The following is a 16318-nucleotide window of genomic DNA, read 5'->3' as shown; positions in this document are numbered from 1 at the left end:
GGCGAGAATAAGATCACATCCCGACCTGAAAGGCGTCAGTTGACAATTATGTAATTCAGCCGTACCGACAGATCCTTGTCCCAATGGACCCCTGCTCGGACAATGATCCTGCCGTCGCGATGTGGCGCAACGTTGTGAACCTCCATTTTGGCATCGCCGATGAAGGGGACCCCGTCACTGTTGAGCTCACAGATCGAGACAGCGACCTGACTGAACGAATTGACCTGCGCCGTAGGGAGCCTGACCGTGAGGAAAAATTCTCCATGAAATCTGAAGTCCTCAAAGTGCCAAAAGGTGCTTGAAGGAACACCTGAGCGAACGACCTTGCCCGTTTTGTCGCTGCTCGCATTCAGCTCCTCCGGCATCGCGTAGTCCTGACGGTGCGCAACACTGATTTGGCGTTCGTTTCCTATAAAAGCCATGATTCTCTCATCTCTGGTCGGTGAAGCGTATAGAACGTGTTTGGGAAATGGAGGAGCGAAAGGCCTGCTCGCGCCCCACCTTCACCCACGGATCCATTACGTCGCACCACCAGCAATTGGGTCACGTCACGGAAGCTCGTACCTTGACAATCCTGCGAATGTGACCGGCTCTCTGAACGACGAAGTTCCGCCCGCCCCTCACGGGGTGACCCACTCGGTCACCGGCCGCACCCGCACCCTCGGACACGACCACGAAGACACCCTGGACAGCCACCACGAGTGCATGCGGCGGGACGCCTCTGTCCGCGCGAGGACGTCGCGGCGGTGGTCGTCCTCGCCGAGGACGGCGAGCATGTCGGCCAGCCGGCCCGCCGCAACGGCGGCCTGCTCCGGTGACACCACACGTCGCCGAACGTGACCCGCGCCGTTTGCGGCTGGTGACAGCGTTCTTACCGGCACCCCCAGTCCGCGTACGCGGTGTGCCGCACCCAACGCGAATGCGAGGACAGCTCCTACTTCTCGAGTACATCCATCGGGCGGCCGGCCTTCGCGCCACGGGTGGTGCGGTCGGCGTGTCACTCTGCCGTGAGCCTGACGGAATCAAGATCGGCTAGATGTCGCTAATGTCCGTTCGGATCCTCCCCGAGGGTCACTTCGGAATGGCCGTTGTCTGGTGCGAACGGCGGTGTCAGCCCGCGCGACTAGGGTTGCTGATCATCTACTCAAGGGGGGCTCAATCATGGGCATTCATCCGGACGTGGCCGTGTTGCTCGATCTGGTGCCGGCGGACTTGGCCGGTGGCGAGCGGATCGACTGGGATGCGGCCGAAGCTGCGTTGGGCATCAAGCTGCCGAGTGACTACAAGGGTCTACTGGACACTTACGGAGTGGGTGATCTCGGAGAGCTCGTCATTTTGCCGCCGCTCCCGAGTGACGTGCGCGGCTACGACGCGTGTCACATCGGAAGCATGACAGCCGGCCTGCGCGGGCTCTGGGATGACGACTCCGGTGTCCCGGGCGTGACGCTCGGTGCGGATGCGGTTCTGCCCTGGGGCTCAGGGATGAACGCCAACGAGATGGCCTGGCTCATGAACGACCCCGACCCGGACAAGTGGCCTGTCGTGGCCTGGCGTCGGCACCACTCGTGGGGCGAGGCGCCTTGGGCCTTGTTCGACTGCGGCATGGTCCAGTTCATCTCCCGCATGATGCTGGGCCAGTTCGACGCTTGCCCACTCGGCGATGAGTCCCTCTGGAAGCAGACGGGCGGCACCTTCGTCAGCTGGCGCGAGCAACATCGACGGCATCTGGCCGGGCTGGACCCGTACACCGGCGAGCCCGATCCCTACGCCCACATGTACCCCGTCACTGACGACTAGTCGGTTGCGTTCGGACCAACGGACCAGAGGAAGAGCGGTCCAGCCAGGTAGATGGTCGCCGTCCTCTTGTAGCGAGTCGAAGGGGGCACGGGCAATGGTGCAACGAGACCGATGATCGGATGGTCTGAAGGAAGGCGGCCCTACTATCCTCGCCATGGGCACCGTGATCACGACCGTCAGTCTGGCCTTCGTCGGATACCTGGTGACGTACCTCAATGGGCTGAGGCTCGCGCAGCGACAGGCCCGGCTCGCCCGAGTGAACCAGCAGTTGAGCGACTTCTACGGCCCGCTCTTCGCGCTCATGGAGTCCAACAGCCGCACCTATGAGGCGTTTTGCGAGAGGTATGCCCGCCCTGACGGGGTCCACCCCTTCGACCACGACGTTCCCCCCACCGAGGAGGAGCTCGTCGAGTGGCGCATCTGGGCCACGACTGTCTTCCTGCCCAACATCCAGAAGATGCGCGACGTGGTCGTCACCAAGGCCGACCTTCTCATCGAGGAGGAGGTGCCGCCCGTCCTGCTCGAACTGTGCGCCCATGTCTCCGGCTACGAGATCACCGCGGCGCGTTGGGCGAGTGGTGAGTTCCGCGAATACAAATCTGTCATCCAGTTCCCGGGGCCGGAGCTGAAGGAGTACACCACCACGCGCTTCGCGCGACTCAAGACGGAGCAGGCGGCCCTGCTCGGTCGGAAGTCCGACCGTCTCACATAGATGTCCAACTCTGCCTTCACGCAGTGACGTTCTCGTGATCGCAGTCGATCCCTTGGAGTGGCATGATCCTCCCCAAAGATCGCGACCCCCGCTTCATCACCATCCGCCGTGGGGGAACGCTTACGGACTCCGATCATCGGCTGCTGGCTTTGTGGGCTGCCGCGTGCGCGGAGCACGTTCTGCACCTTTTCGAGTCGGTGGAGCCCTCGGACCCACGGCCCCGCGAGGCGATCGAGCAGATTCGCGCTTGGGCGCGCGGCGAGATCAGGATGTCTCAGTCCCGAGCGGCGGGTGGCCATGCCATGGCTGCGGCAAGAGTGTTGAGCGGAGCCGCTCGGCACGCCGCATTCGCTGCCGGTCAGGCGGCGGTGGTGGCGCACGTCGCCGCACACGAACTCGGCGCTGCGGCCTACGCGATCAAGGCCGTGCGTGCGACGGCTCCCGGACAGGAGGGCGAGAGCGCCGGCAGGCTCGAATGCCGTTGGCAGCGCGAACAGCTCCCGGATGAAATCCGTGAACTGGTCCTGGACGACCAGCGGTTGCGAAACGAGATCTGCTGGTCGGTCTTCGACTGTTGATGGGCGTTCGCGAGGATGGGCGAGTCAGGTGCCATACCGGAGCCGGCCTGGTTGGTCGCGGCGAATGTCGTGGCTTGGCGTCGGTGCGGATCGCGCGGCCGAGGCTGGACACTGCCATGGGTTCGGTGCGGACTTCGCAGAGACTGCCTCCGCGACGCTGGAGCGCGGAGATTGTGCCGTCCAGTCCCCACCCGACCGATGCCTGTGCCGCGCATGCCGCACCGGCGAGTCCGCCTAGCCGGAGCGTGCCGCCATCGTGTCTGTTCCCGGCCCCAGACGGCTGGCAGACGCCGGGACCAGCGAAGCGCGTAGCGATCGATGGCGGCCTATGTCCGACCCCAGACGGTCGGCGGACGCTGAGAGATGCGAAGCGCGTAGCGATCTGTGGCGGCTTATGTCCAGCCCAGGACGGCAGGTAGACGCTGAGACGACGGGGAGCGCGTAGCGATTTGATGCGCACCGGGAGCCCCGCCCGGATATCTGTGAGGGGGCCGTCCCTCTCCGTTCGCCCGGCCCGTTCTTTTGGGGGTTTCCCGGCTGTCTTCGATTTTCCGTGGCGGGGCGGTCGGTCAAGGGTGGCCGTAGGCCATCGCGCAGCGACGCGACGAAGGAGCGCCCTTGAGGGACCGTCCCGCCACGGAAGACGATGAGACTGACGGGAAACCCCCACGCCCTCTCTGATTCCGCCCCACCGAGACCCCGCCCCCCGAAGCCACCCCCGAAGCCCGGCCTCAGGCCGTCGTGCCCACCGTGAGCTGGATCGAGCCGTCCGGGGTGCTCGTCACCGTGAGGGTCGTCAGGTCCGGGACGTGGGTCGTCGGGGCGTGGGCGGCTGCGCGGGGGCCCACGCCGATCACGCGCATGCCTGCCGCGCGGCCGGCGGCGATGCCTGCGGCCGAGTCCTCGAACACGATGCAGTCGGCCGGGTCCACGCCCAGCGCGGCGGCGCCCTTGAGGAAGCCCTCGGGGTCGGGCTTGCTGGCCTGGACGGACTCGGCCGTGACCCGTACCGCGGGCATCGGCAGGGCGGCGGCCGTCATCCGGGCCGTGGCCAGGGCGGCGTCCGCGGAGGTGACCAGAGCGTGCGGCAGGGCGGCGATCGACGCCATGAACGCGGGGGCCCCCGCGACCGGGACCACACCGTCGGTGTCGGCGGTCTCGCGGGCCAGCATCACGGCGTTCTCGGCGTGGTTGATCTCCATCGGGCGATCCGGCAGGAGGACGGCCATGGTGGCGTAGCCCTGGCGGCCGTGCACCACCTTCAGGGCTTCCTCTGGGTCCAGACCGTGGGACAGCGCCCAGTCGCGCCAGCACCGCTCGACCACCGCGTCAGAGTTGACGATCGTGCCGTCCATGTCCAGGAGCAGCGCCTTGGCGGTGAGGACGACGGGTGCGGTGGTGGTGCTGGCCGGCATCGGCGGGGCTCCAGACGGGGCGGGAAAAGAGAACAAGTGGTTCCGTCCACCGGTCAGGGAATGAGGACGGAACCACTTTGTTCCCACACGATACAAAACGAAGGGCCGTCCGCGCCACCAGCCGGGGTGTGACCCGTGTCCCTACGATGTGTCCCTGAGGTCCGGCCCCCGGTCCGGCCCCCGGTCTGTCCCCACGGTCCGTCCCCACGGTCCGTCCCCACGGTCCGTCCCCGCGACGTCGCTCCCGCCGGCGGCTATCCCTCCAGCGCCTTGCGGGTCACCGGACCGTAGAAGCCCCACTCCTGGTCGTCGATGCCGTGGGAGTACTGGAACATCGACAGCGCGTCCTCGACCCTCCCGTCGAACTTCCCGTGGAACTTGCCCCGGTACAGGCCCTGCGCCGACAGCAGACGCTGCAGCTTCTCCACCTCCGGACCGGAGTCGCCGTACCGCAGGATCGGGGCCTGCGAGGGCGGCGGGGCGGACGAGCGGCTCGCGCTGGGCGACGGGGTCGGGGACGGGGGCGCGGACGTACGGGACGCGCTCGGTGACGGGGACGGCGACGCCGACTTCGAGGCGCTCGGCGACGGGGAGGCCGAGGCGGACGGGCTGCCCGAGGCCTGGGTGTGGGACGGGGTCGTGGAGGGTGCGGCCGGGGCGGCGCTCACCGCGGGCGTCGGCGCCTTCGCGTCGAGCAGGGTGATCTCGTTCCCTGAGTCGCTCGGGAGCACCCAGACCGCCATGGCCGTCCCGCTGAGGGCGACCACCGCCACGGCCCCGACGAGCAGCGCCAGCGGGCGGCGTGAACCGGAGCCGTTCCGCTTCTCCGGGCCCCCGCCCCCGCCCCCACCCCCTCCCTTTCCCGCTCCCTCTCCGTCTCTGCCGTCGCCCGTGCCTCTGCCGCCGTTGGCTCTGCCGCCGTCGGCTCTGCCTCCGGATGTGTGGTCCGGGTCCGGGACGGCTCGGAGACGGGTGGTTTCGGCCTGGTGCGGGGCGTGGCCCGGGGGCCCGTCCTGCCACGGTCCCGTCGGAGGTGTGACGGGTATGCCGTACGCCGGGGTGTCGTCCTGCGCCGGTACCGGGCGCGGGTCCGGGGTCACCACGCCGGATATCGGCGGCGGGGAGACTTCGGGGTCCGGCTCGCCCGGGTCGGACAGCGTCACGTACGGACGGATGCGCAAGGGATTGAAACCCACACCCGGCGCACACCCGCAGCCGGCGCCGACAGCGCCGCAATCTGGACAGTGCTCACCGTTCACTGGACTCCCTCCCTGGCTGTTGCCTGCGATTATGCAGACCCTCCGGAGCGCTCCCAACCGGCCCGAGAGGCCATAACCGGACACACCGCTCAGGATGGAGATGTTGATCCGGCCTGAGGAGGAATCGATGGCTCAGGATGTGACCACGGATGCCGTGGGGCCCGGTCACGGCCCGCAGAAGTCCGGCCCCGCCTCCGAACACACCTCCCGCGAGGTCCTCGTCTCCATCAGCGCCCTGCTGCTGGGCCTGCTGATCGCCGCACTCGACCAGACCATCGTCTCCACGGCCCTGCCGACCATCGTCAGCGAACTCGGCGGCATGGCGCACCTCTCCTGGGTCGTCACCGCCTACATGCTCGCCTCCACCGCTGCCACCCCCCTGTGGGGGAAGCTCGGCGACCAGTACGGACGCAAGAAGCTCTTCCAGTACGCCATCATCATCTTCCTGATCGGGTCGGCGCTGTGCGGGCTCGCCCAGGACATGCCCCAGCTCATCGGCTTCCGCGCCCTCCAGGGCCTGGGCGGCGGCGGACTGATCGTGCTGTCGATGGCGATCGTCGGCGACATCGTCCCGCCCCGCGAACGCGGCAAGTACCAAGGCCTCTTCGGCGCCGTCTTCGGCGCGACCAGCGTGCTGGGCCCGCTGCTGGGCGGCCTCTTCGTGGACCACCTGTCCTGGCGCTGGGTCTTCTACATCAACCTCCCCATCGGTCTCGTCGCGCTCGTCGTCATCGCCGCCGTCCTGCACATCCCGGCACGCTCCTCCAAGCACACCATCGACTACATCGGCACCTTCCTCATCGCCTGCGTCGCCACCTGCCTCGTGCTCGTCGCCTCCCTCGGCGGCACCTGGGGCTGGGGCTCGGCCCGGATCATCGGCCTCGCCGTCCTCGGCGCCGCGCTGCTCGCCGTCTTCGTCTTCGTGGAACGCAAGGCCGCCGAACCCGTCCTCCCCCTGGGCCTGTTCCACATCCGCACCTTCACCCTCTGCTCGGCGATCAGCTTCGTCGTCGGCTTCGCGATGTTCGGCGCGATGGTCTACCTGCCGACCTTCCTCCAGGTCGTCCAGGGCGTCTCACCGACCATGTCGGGCGTCCACATGCTGCCGATGGTGCTCGGCATGCTGATCTCCTCCACCGCCTCCGGCCAGATCGTCAGCCGCACCGGCCGCTGGAAGGTCTTCCCGATCGCCGGCACCGGCGTCACCGCCATCGGCCTGCTCCTCCTGCACCAGCTGCACCGCACCAGCTCCACCTGGGAGATGAGCATCTACTTCTTCGTCTTCGGCGCCGGTCTCGGCCTGGTCATGCAGGTACTCGTCCTGGTCGTGCAGAACGCCGTCAGCTACGCCGACCTCGGCGTGGCCACCTCCGGTGCCACCTTCTTCCGCTCCATCGGCGCCTCCTTCGGCGTCGCGATCTTCGGCACGGTCTTCACCAACGGGCTCGAGAACAAGCTCGCCGCCTCCCTCGCCGGTGTCCAGCTGCCCGCCGGGGCCGGCGTCGCGCAGCTGGAGGCCGACCCGCGGGCCATCTCCGCGCTCCCGGCCGACATCCGTCCCCGCGTGCTCGACGCCTACGCCGAAGCCATCACCGACGTCTTCCTCTACGCCGTGCCGATCGTCCTGGTCGCCTTCGTGATCGCCTGCTTCCTGAAGGAGGACAAGCTCCGCACCTCGGTCACCGCACCCGATGTGACCGAGACCCTGGCCTCCAACCCGGTCCATCGCTCCTCCCGCGACGAGGTCGCCCGCGCGCTGTCGGTCCTCGGCACCCGTGAGGGCCGCCGCCACGTCTACGAGAAGATCACCGCGAAGGCGGGCTACGACCTGCTGCCCGCCGCTAGCTGGATGCTGCTGCGGATCAAGAAGTACGGCTCCACCGAGCCCGCGCTGCTCGCCGAGCGCACCAACGTGCCACTGAAGGCGGTCACGGACGCCGCCCGCCAGGTCGAGGAGCGCGGGCTCGCCACCCGGGACGGGCTGGCGCTGATCCTGACCGACAAGGGGCGCGAGACCGCCGAGAGGCTCGCCGAGGCCCGGCAGGAGTCCCTCGCCGAACTCCTCGGCGACTGGTGGGGCCCGGACCGCCCGACCGACCTGATCAAGCTGGTCGAGGAGATCAACACGGAGCTGTGCGGATCCGATGCCGAGGAGCCCTACGACGCCGCGCCGCGACGGGACCACGCCGCGCACTAGGCCCGTGCGGGGTCAGACCAGAAGCCGGACCAGAAGCCAGACCAGGAGGTCAGGCCAGGCGCTTCTCGAACCAGTGCTCCGCGTAGGGGCCCGAGTTGTACGCGGGTATCTCCGCGTACCCGTGACGCGCGTACAAGGCGCGTGCCTCGACGAGATCCGACCGGGTGTCCAGCCGGACCCGTTCCGCGCCCAGCGCACGGCCCTGCGCCTCCAGCGCCTCGAGCAGCGCCGCCCCGCCGCCGGTACCGCGGGCGCGCGGGTCGACGTACACCTTGGTGAGTTCGGCGGTGGCGGGGTCGAGCAGGCGCAGACCGCCGCACGAGAGGGGCTCGCCGCCGTGCCGGCCCACGACGAACTGGCCCGTCGGCGGGAGCAGCCCGTCGTCGGGGAAGTCCAGCAGCCCCTGGTCGATCTCGGCTTCGGTGACCTGCCGTTTCCAATACCGGCCGGCGACCTCGGCGTAGTACGCGCGGCGCAGGAGGGTGGCGTCGGGGGAGGTGACGGGTTCGGGGGCGACGGTCCACGATGCGGAGGCCGTCGCCGCGGTGCGCTGGTGACTGTGTGTGTTGATCGTGTTCATGGAGTCATTGTGGAGTCCGTGGCGGAACTCCCGCGTGGAATATCCACAATGCCGGGCCGATGATAGGAAAAGGACATTTCGCGCGTACCCGGAGGGTGTGAAACGCCATGGCAGAGCATCCCGACTGTGCCTTGATCCGCCGCGGCTACGAGGCCTTCGGCAAGGGCGACATGGAGACGTTGGGCACGTTGCTGACGGCCGACGTCATCCACCACGTGCCCGGCGGCCATCGCCTGTCCGGGCACCACAAGGGCCGCGAGCACGTCCTCGACTTCTACCGCCGGCTCGGCGAGGAGACGAAGGGCACCTTCCAGGTCCACCTGGAATCGGTGCTGGCGGACGGGCGGGGGCACGTGATGAGTTTCCACACGGCGCGCGGTGACCGCGGCGACCGCGGGATCGAGATCCGCCAAGGGCTCTTCTTCACGATCGTCGGCCACAAGATCACCGACATCGACCAGTGCACCGCGGACATCGACGAGGAAGACGTCTTCTGGGGCTGACGCGGCAGACGCCTTCCGAAACCGACGCACCCGACGCACCCGACGCACGTCCGTCAGGGGTGCGGGGGTGCGGGGCCCGAGCCCCGCACCCCCGACGGGTCAGGCCTTCTTCGGCGCCGCCTGCTGCACGACCTCGAACGACCACACCGTCGACGCCGAAGCCGCCGGCTTCGGCCGCTCGCCGCCGCCCTCGCCGCCCTCGGAGCCCGCGCCGCCGCCCGCGCCGCCACCCTGGTGAGCGGCCTTCATCGGCCCCTCCATCCACGCCTGGAAGTCCTCCTCCGAACGCCAGCGCGTGTAGACGAGGTACTGGTCGGTGCCCTCCACCGGGCGCAGCAGCTCGAACCATTCGAACCCGTCCGAACCCTCCACCGACCCGGCCCGAGAGGCGAAGCGCCGCTCCAGAACTTCCCGCTGCTCGGCGGGGACCGTCAGTGCGTTGATCTTCACGATGCTCATGGGAGCCATCCTAGGTATCCCGCGGGAGATATCGTCGTGCGGGTAATGGAGCGCGGCAGCCAGGCAAAGTCAGGGTTGCGGTCAACAGGGCGGGAGGCCGGCGAGGCGTGGCTAACGCGGCAGAGCACAGCGGTGCGAACGGACATGCCGGGGTCATAGGCGATAGCGGCAGGCTCGGGGCGGCACGCCTCCTCCTGTGGGCGCTTGCGGGCGCCCTCGCCGTCAGACAGGCGGCCGCGGTGCTGCGGGTGCCACCCGGCGAGTGGCTCAGCGGCCTGCACCTTCCGGCGGCCCTCCCCGGCTCGCTCTACGACTCCGGTCAGTTCGCCGGCACCCCCTTCGCCGGGCTGGTCCTGAAGCCGCTCGTCGGTTTCGCCGCCCCCTCCCTGGAGGTGGCCTGGACCTGCGTGACGCTGCTGTGCGTCGCCGCGATCGGGCTCGTCGCCGCGCGCGGCCTGCCCGACCCGGTGCCGCGGCGCACCGCGCTGCTCGCCGCGCCCGTGCTGACCGCGCTGATGATGGTCTCGCTGCCCGTCCGCGAGGCCGCCTCGCCGGGCCAGACCGCCGTCCTGCCGGTGCTGCTGGTGCTCCTGGCGGTCTTCCGCGTGCCCGGAGACCGGCCCGCGGGCTTCCTCGTGGGCCTCGCGGCCGCGCTCCAGCCGGCGCTGCTGCTGTTCGCCCCGCTGCTGTGGCTGTCCGGGCGCCGCCCCGCGGCCCGCACCGCCGCCGTGACCTTCGCCGGAGCCACCGCGCTGTCCTGGGCGGCCATGCCGCGCGACTCCTGGACGTACTGGGCCGAGCACCTGGCCGGCACCGGCCTCGGCGGCGTCCCCGACAGCCTCGCCAACCAGTCGCTGCACGGGGCGCTGCTGCGCCTCGGCCTGAGCGGTCCCGCCGAGATCCTGCTCTACGCGGCCCTCGCGGGCGCCGTCGTCTGGTTCGGCCTGCGCCGCGCGGTCCGCTACGCCCGCGACGGCCAGCTGCTGCTCGCCGTCGCCGTCACCGGCTGCGTGGCCGTCGCCGTGGCCCCGACCGGCTGGCGCCACCAGCTGCTGTGGGTGCTGCTCGCCGTCGCCGGCAAGGTGGGGCGGCGCGCCGCGGACCGGCCCGTGTGGCCGGTGGCCGTGGTCCTCGCCATGACCCTGCCGAGCTCCGTGCTGCTGCCGAACCTGGCCGCGCTGGCCCCCGTACGGGACAACGTGCTGCTGCTCGCCGCGCTCGCCGCGGCCTGCGCGGTGCCGTTCCTGCCGCGCTCGTCGCCGTACTGGCGCGAGCCCGTACCGACCGCCTACGGGCAGCCGGCCGCCGCCCGCTGGCAGCGGGTGCCGCTGCTGCCGTTCTGGCGGCGCGTGCTGTCCCGCCCGAACCTGCTGCTGGAACTCCTGCTGATACGGGTCGGGTACTCGCTCTACTCGCACATCCGGGCCGCCGCGCCCACCAGCCGCACCCTCGCCGAGGGCAACGGCAGCCAGATCCACGGCATCGAGCAGGCGCTCGGCATCGACATCGAGCACGCCGTGAACCACGCCGTCGTGAACACGCCCTGGCTGGAGGCGTTCTTCAACTTCTACTACACCTCCTTCCACTTCGTGGTGCCGCTGACGATCCTGGCGGTCCTGTACTGGCGGCGCCCCGGCGACTACCGCTGGGCCCGCGCCTCCCTGGGTCTGGCCACGGTCCTCGCGCTCGTCGGCTTCTGGCTGTACCCGCTCGCGCCGCCGCGCCTGATGCCCGGCCTCGACTTCATCGACACCGTGCACGGGCCGCAGGACCTGGCCAACCCCTCGTACGGGGCCATGACCGCGATCTCCAACCAGTACGCGGCGATGCCCTCGCTGCACTTCGGCTGGTCGCTGTGGTGCGGGATCGTGATCGTCGTGCTGGCGCCGAAGGGCTGGCAGAAGCTCCTCGGGGCGCTGCACCCGCTGATCACGGTGTGCGCGATCGTCGCCACCGCCAACCACTGGGTGCTGGACGCGGTGGGCGGCGCGGTCGTCGTGACCGCCGGGTTCGGGCTCGTGTACGTGCTGTCCGGGCCGCGGAGGCTGCAGGTGAGCCTTCCGGGGCAGCGCCGGAGCGACGAGGAGCAGCCGGTGGGGGCCGGGGCGCGGAGCTCGTAGGCGCCGCCTTCGGGGGCGCGACGGTCAGGGTGTCGGCGGGACGGTCAGGGTGCCGGCGGGATGTTCTGGTTGAGGCGGAAGAGGTTGCCGGGGTCGTAGCGTCGTTTCAGCTCGCGCAGGCGCCGGTACTTCTGCTCTCCGTACGCCTGCTCGACGCGCTCCTCGCCCTCGTCCATCAGGAAGTTCGAGTAGACGCCGGTGTGGTGGGGGGCGAGGGCCGACCACAGGCCGCGCGCCCACGTCCGCTCGGCCTCGAAGCCGTCGGCGCCCTCGGTCGTCCCGTTGATGTTGAACGTGTGCCCGGCGCCGCGCCCGCCGAAGGCCGTCTCGTCCTCCCCGACGCGGGCGATGGCCCCGCCGAGCTGGAAGATCGGGAACGCGGTGAGCGGCGAGACGATCCGGGCCGCGTGCTCGGCCGTACGGTCGATGACCTCGTCGGTGAGCCGGTCGACGTCGCAGGACTTGAAGTAGTACCAGCGGCCGTGCGGGAACGACGGGTCGAACATCGCCTGGTGCTCGGTGAACGGCTTCGGCGCGCACAGGTCCAGAACGGGTGCGGTGCCGGTGGCGGACTCGCGCAGCGGCCGCAGCACCTCCTGCCCCTCCTCGACGGGCCCCGCGTAGCAGCAGACCACCATCACGACGGGCTTCCCCCGCAGCTCGGCCGGTACGTAGTCGACGGCGGGCGCCTTGCGGTGGACGACCGCCGTGGTCAGCTCGTCCGGTACGTCGGTGATCCACTCGCGGTAGAAGCGCAGCAGCCGCGCCGACTCGGCCATCGGCCAGACGACGGGCCCGGCCAGCACCACCGGCCCCAGCGGATTGAGGCGGAACTCGAACTCGGTGACGATCCCGAAGTTCCCGCCGCCACCGCGCACCCCCCAGAAGAGATCGGGGTTCTCGTCCCCGCTCGCCTTCAGGAACGTTCCGTCGGCGGTCACCAGGTCCACGGAGAGCAGCTGGTCGATGGTGAGCCCGTACTTGCGCATCAGCCAGCCGATCCCGCCGCCGAGCGTGAGCCCGGCCAGGCCGGTGTGCGTGACGATCCCGGCCGGGACGGCCAGGCCGAACGCCTGCGTCTCGCGGTCCAGCTCGCCGAGCAGCACCCCCGCCTGCGCCCTGACCGTACGGGCCTCGGGGTCCACGCGGATCCCGCGCATCGGGGAGAGGTCGATGACGATGCCGTCGTCGCACACCGACTGGCCGGGGAAGCTGTGGCCGCCGGAGCGTACGGCGAGGGGGAGGCCGGAGGCGGCCGCGAAGCGGACGGCGTCGATGACGTCGGCGACGCCCGTGCAGTAGGCGATGAGGGCGGGGGAGCGGTCGACGGAGCCGTTCCAGATCCGACGGTCCTCGTCGTAGGAGGGGTCTCCGGGCCGCACCTGCCGGCCCCGGAAGGACTGGCTGAGCATGGCCATGTGTCCAGTCTGGCACCGGGGGACCGGCCTTGCCCGTGCGTCGGGCCCGGCTTGTTGCGGGCCGAAGGGGCGCCGGGGCACACGTGGCCCCGGCGCCCCTTCGGCTGGATCGCCGCTGTCTGTCAGGATCGCCCGGTTCGGGCCGGCCCGCCACTTGGGCGGGCGGGGGTCTGTGCCGCCTGTGCCCCGGCCGGGCTCAGAGATCGGGGCTCCGCCCCGGACCCCGCGCCTCAAACGCCGGCGGGGCTGGATTGGTGCGGCCGCGCTGGATTAGCCGGCGGGGCTGGATCTGGGGCGGCTGGGCGTCCAGGGGGCGGCAGGGGCCGGGGCGTGGGTGGAGGGGGCCCCTGCCGTCCTGGGCCGGGTCAGCCGTGGGTGACCCGGAGTTCCTTGATGCCGTTGAGCCAGGCCGCGCGCAGGCGGCGCGGGTCCTCGCCCGTCAGGCGGAGGTCCGGCAGGGCGTCGGCCAGTGCGTTGAAGATCAGGTCGATCTCCATCACGGCCAGGGACTTGCCGAGGCAGAAGTGCGGGCCGCCGCCGCCGAAGCCCAGGTGGGGGTTCGGGTCGCGGGTGATGTCGAAGGCGTCCGGGTTCTCGAAGACCTCGGGGTCGTGGTTGGCGGAGGAGTAGAACATCCCCACCCGGTCGCCCGCCTTGATCTTCTGCCCGCCGAGTTCGGTGTCCTGCGCGGCCGTGCGCTGGAAGGACACCACCGGGGTGGCCCAGCGCACGATCTCCTCGGCGGCGGTGGACGGCCGGGTCGCCTTGTAGAGCTCCCACTGGTCGGGGTGGGTGAGGAAGGCGTGCATGCCGTGACTGATGGCGTTGCGCGTGGTCTCGTTGCCCGCGACCGCGAGGAGCAGGACGAAGAAGCCGAACTCGTCCGAGCCGAGGTTGCCCTGCCCCTCCGCCGCGACGAGCTGGGTGACGATGTCCTTGGCCGGGCACTCCTTGCGCTGGGCGGAGAGGTTCATCGCGTAGCCGATGAGCTCCATCGCCGCGTTCGCGCCGACCTCCTCGGTGATCGCGTACTCCGGGTCGTCGTACGCGATCATCTTGTTCGACCAGTCGAAGATCTTGGCGCGGTCCTTCTGCGGTACGCCGATCAGTTCGGCGATGGCCTGCAGCGGGAGCTCGCACGCCACCTGGGTGACGAAGTCGAAGCTGCCGTCGGCGGAAACGGCCAGGGCCTCCTCGACGATCTTCCGGGCGCGGTCCCGGAGCGCGTCCTCCAGTCCGCGGATGGCCCGCGGGGTGAAGCCGCGCTGCACGATCTGGCGTACGCGGGTGTGTTCCGGCGGATCCATGTTCAGCATGATCAGTCGCTGGGCATCTATCGCATCACGCTGGATGTGCTCGTTGAAGCGGATGATCGCCGTGTTGGTGGTGGAGGAGAAGAGCTCCGGGTGCGTGGAGACGTACTTGACGTCCGCGTGCCGGGTCACGACCCAGTAGCCCTCGTCGTCGAAGCCGGTGACGCCCCGCCGCTGCGGGCACCACCACACGGGTGCGGTCTGCCGCAGCTGCGCGAACTCGGGGAGGGGGACCCGGCTTTGGAGCAGGTCGGGGTCGGTGGCGTCGAAGCCTTCGGGCAGCGCGGGACAGGACATCGGGGCAACTCCAAAGTCTGACGGCCCATCAGAAGTTGGCTTGAAGGTAGTAACGAGTTCTAGAAGTGACAAGGGTCGCGGCGCCAACTGTTGCGTGTGGAATCCGTGCAGGGCACGTGCAAGACCCTTGCGTGCCGGGGCCCCAGGTCATAAGACTGCGGGGAGAACTAGAACGCGTACTAGTTCGGGGCGGGGCGCCGGGACGGCCCGCCGCGCTGGCGCTGTGCAGGAGAGGACGAGCTCATGGCCGCGGAACCCGTCATCGTCGAAGCCGTACGCACCCCCATCGGCAAGCGCGGGGGCGCGCTCGCCAACCTCCATCCCGCCTACCTGCTCGGCGAGACCTACCGGGAGCTGCTGGCCCGTACCGGAATCCAGCCCGACTGCGTCGAGCAGATCGTCGGCGGCACCGTCACCCACGCCGGCGAGCAGTCGATGAACCCCGCCCGCAACGCCTGGCTCGCCATGGGCCTGCCGTACGAGACCGCCGCGACGACGGTGGACTGTCAGTGCGGCAGCTCGCAGCAGGCCAACCACATGGTCGCCAACATGATCTCCGGCGGTGTCATGGACATCGGCATCGCCTGCGGCGTCGAGGCCATGAGCCGGGTGCCGCTGGGCTCCGGCTCCAAGCACGGCCCCGGCAAGCCCTTCCCGGACGAGTGGAACGTCGACCTCCCGAACCAGTTCGAGGCCGCCGAACGCATCGCCCGCCACCGGGGCCTCGGCCGCGAGGACGTGGACCGGCTCGGCGTGCTCTCCCAGGAGCGCGCCGGGGTCGCCTGGGCCGAGGAGCGGTTCAAGCGCGAGACCTTCGCCGTGCAGGTGCCGACGACGGAGGAGGAGCAGGCCGCCGGGCAGGGCATGTGGCGCCTGGTCGACCGCGACGAGGGCCTGCGGGACACCAGCATGGAGGCGCTGGCCCGGCTCAAGCCGGTCATGCCCACCGCCGTGCACACCGCCGGGAACTCCTCGCAGATATCCGACGGGGCCGCCGCCGTGATGTGGGCCTCCCGCAAGATGGCCCGCGCGCTCAAGCTCAAGCCGCGCGCCCGGATCGTCGCGCAGACCCTCGTCGGCGCCGACCCCCACTACCACCTCGACGGACCGATCGACGCGACCCGGGCCGTGCTCGGCAAGGCCGGCATGTCCCTCAAGGACATCGACCTCGTCGAGATCAACGAGGCCTTCGCCTCCGTCGTCCTCAGCTGGGCCCAGGTCTTCGACCAGGACCTGGAAAAGGTCAACGTCAACGGCGGGGCCATCGCCCTCGGCCACCCCGTCGGCGCCACCGGCGCCCGGCTGATCACCACGGCCCTGCACGAGCTGGAGCGCCGGGACAAGGAATTCGCGCTGATCACCATGTGCGCGGGCGGCGCGCTGGCGACCGGCACGATCATCCAGCGCCTGTGACCGTCTGCGAAGCCTGAGCGCAGGCGCCTTCGAACCCCGTGGGATGGGATGCAGAAGGCCCCGGTAGCCGGACCTGGGGAGGCCGGCCACCGGGGCCTTCGTATGTCTGCTGTGTGCCTGTGTGCCTGTGTGCCTGTGTGCCTGTGTGCCTGTGTGCCGGCGGGTTTAGTACCAGTGGTTGGCGGACCAGAAGTTCCAGGCGCCGACGGGGCTGCCGTAGCGCTCGTTCATGTAGTCCAGGCCCCACTTGATCTGGG

14 protein-coding genes and 1 pseudogene are annotated in these 16318 nt (G+C 69.9%); 7 read left to right on the top strand and 8 right to left on the bottom strand.

Going from position 1 to position 16318, the window contains the following annotated elements; genetic code table 11:
- Nucleotides 1–35: 35 nt before the first annotated feature.
- The gene (locus AB0D29_RS31295; RefSeq protein ID WP_362858858.1) at nucleotides 36–422 is read right to left on the bottom strand and encodes a hypothetical protein; all 387 of its coding nucleotides are present in this window, start codon (nucleotides 420–422) and stop codon (nucleotides 36–38) included.
- 739 nt (nucleotides 423–1161) lie between these two features.
- On the opposite strand from AB0D29_RS31295, the gene AB0D29_RS31290 reads away from it, so the two are divergent.
- From AB0D29_RS31290 to AB0D29_RS31280, 3 genes are all read left to right on the top strand, one after another.
- Nucleotides 1162–1797 (top strand): hypothetical protein, encoded by a 636-nt coding sequence (locus AB0D29_RS31290; protein ID WP_362858857.1) that lies wholly within the window; start codon nucleotides 1162–1164, stop codon nucleotides 1795–1797.
- A gap of 154 nt (nucleotides 1798–1951) precedes the next feature.
- Nucleotides 1952–2509: a hypothetical protein gene (locus AB0D29_RS31285; RefSeq protein ID WP_362858855.1), complete on the top strand. Its 558-nt coding sequence runs from the start codon at nucleotides 1952–1954 to the stop codon at nucleotides 2507–2509.
- Between the two features lie 62 nt (nucleotides 2510–2571).
- The gene (locus tag AB0D29_RS31280) at nucleotides 2572–3087 is read left to right on the top strand and encodes a putative immunity protein (RefSeq protein ID WP_362858854.1); all 516 of its coding nucleotides are present in this window, start codon (nucleotides 2572–2574) and stop codon (nucleotides 3085–3087) included.
- A 731-nt stretch (nucleotides 3088–3818) separates the two neighbouring features.
- On the opposite strand, the gene AB0D29_RS31275 is transcribed toward AB0D29_RS31280, so the two are convergent.
- Together AB0D29_RS31275 and AB0D29_RS31270 are read right to left on the bottom strand one after the other, a co-directional pair.
- The gene (locus AB0D29_RS31275; RefSeq protein WP_362858852.1) at nucleotides 3819–4502 is read right to left on the bottom strand and encodes an HAD-IA family hydrolase; all 684 of its coding nucleotides are present in this window, start codon (nucleotides 4500–4502) and stop codon (nucleotides 3819–3821) included.
- Nucleotides 4503–4756: 254 nt separating this feature from the next.
- The gene (locus tag AB0D29_RS31270) at nucleotides 4757–5275 is read right to left on the bottom strand and encodes a peptidoglycan-binding domain-containing protein (RefSeq protein ID WP_362858851.1); all 519 of its coding nucleotides are present in this window, start codon (nucleotides 5273–5275) and stop codon (nucleotides 4757–4759) included.
- 613 nt (nucleotides 5276–5888) lie between these two features.
- Between AB0D29_RS31270 and AB0D29_RS31265 the strand changes: the two genes are divergently transcribed.
- Nucleotides 5889–7958 (top strand): MFS transporter, encoded by a 2070-nt coding sequence (locus tag AB0D29_RS31265; RefSeq protein WP_362858850.1) that lies wholly within the window; start codon nucleotides 5889–5891, stop codon nucleotides 7956–7958.
- A 49-nt stretch (nucleotides 7959–8007) separates the two neighbouring features.
- On the opposite strand, the gene AB0D29_RS31260 is transcribed toward AB0D29_RS31265, so the two are convergent.
- A complete protein-coding gene (locus AB0D29_RS31260; RefSeq protein WP_362858849.1) occupies nucleotides 8008–8538 on the bottom strand; it encodes a GNAT family N-acetyltransferase in 531 nt (176 codons plus the stop codon).
- A gap of 107 nt (nucleotides 8539–8645) precedes the next feature.
- Here AB0D29_RS31260 and AB0D29_RS31255 point away from each other — a divergent pair, with 107 nt between their 5' ends.
- Nucleotides 8646–9041, top strand: a complete 396-nt coding sequence (locus AB0D29_RS31255; protein WP_362858848.1) for a nuclear transport factor 2 family protein — start codon at nucleotides 8646–8648, stop codon at nucleotides 9039–9041.
- 99 nt (nucleotides 9042–9140) lie between these two features.
- On the opposite strand, the gene AB0D29_RS31250 is transcribed toward AB0D29_RS31255, so the two are convergent.
- On the bottom strand, nucleotides 9141–9500 hold the full coding sequence (locus tag AB0D29_RS31250; protein WP_362858846.1) for an antibiotic biosynthesis monooxygenase: 360 nt from the start codon (nucleotides 9498–9500) through the stop codon (nucleotides 9141–9143).
- A gap of 107 nt (nucleotides 9501–9607) precedes the next feature.
- Here AB0D29_RS31250 and AB0D29_RS31245 point away from each other — a divergent pair, with 107 nt between their 5' ends.
- Complete coding sequence (locus tag AB0D29_RS31245) at nucleotides 9608–11620, top strand: bifunctional glycosyltransferase 87/phosphatase PAP2 family protein (RefSeq protein WP_362858845.1); 2013 nt, start codon at nucleotides 9608–9610, stop codon at nucleotides 11618–11620.
- A gap of 44 nt (nucleotides 11621–11664) precedes the next feature.
- Here AB0D29_RS31245 and AB0D29_RS31240 read toward each other — a convergent pair whose 3' ends face one another.
- Entirely contained in the window at nucleotides 11665–13038 is a 1374-nt protein-coding gene (locus AB0D29_RS31240) for an FAD-binding oxidoreductase (RefSeq protein WP_362858844.1), read from the bottom strand.
- 365 nt (nucleotides 13039–13403) lie between these two features.
- On the bottom strand, nucleotides 13404–14648 hold the full coding sequence (locus AB0D29_RS31235) for a cytochrome P450 (protein WP_362858843.1): 1245 nt from the start codon (nucleotides 14646–14648) through the stop codon (nucleotides 13404–13406).
- 243 nt (nucleotides 14649–14891) lie between these two features.
- Between AB0D29_RS31235 and AB0D29_RS31230 the strand changes: the two genes are divergently transcribed.
- Nucleotides 14892–16061 (top strand): steroid 3-ketoacyl-CoA thiolase, encoded by a 1170-nt coding sequence (locus AB0D29_RS31230; protein WP_362858842.1) that lies wholly within the window; start codon nucleotides 14892–14894, stop codon nucleotides 16059–16061.
- Between the two features lie 165 nt (nucleotides 16062–16226).
- Here the strand turns inward: AB0D29_RS31230 and AB0D29_RS31225 are convergent.
- Nucleotides 16227–16318 (bottom strand): annotated as a pseudogene (locus tag AB0D29_RS31225) (lytic transglycosylase domain-containing protein); the annotation flags it as partial.

This window comes from Streptomyces sp. NPDC048424, from assembly GCF_040651555.1.
In the GTDB taxonomy this organism is placed as follows: Bacteria; Actinomycetota; Actinomycetes; order Streptomycetales; family Streptomycetaceae; genus Streptomyces.
Note: the sequence above shows the minus strand (reverse complement) of the source record. Positions and strands in the feature narration are given on the sequence as shown.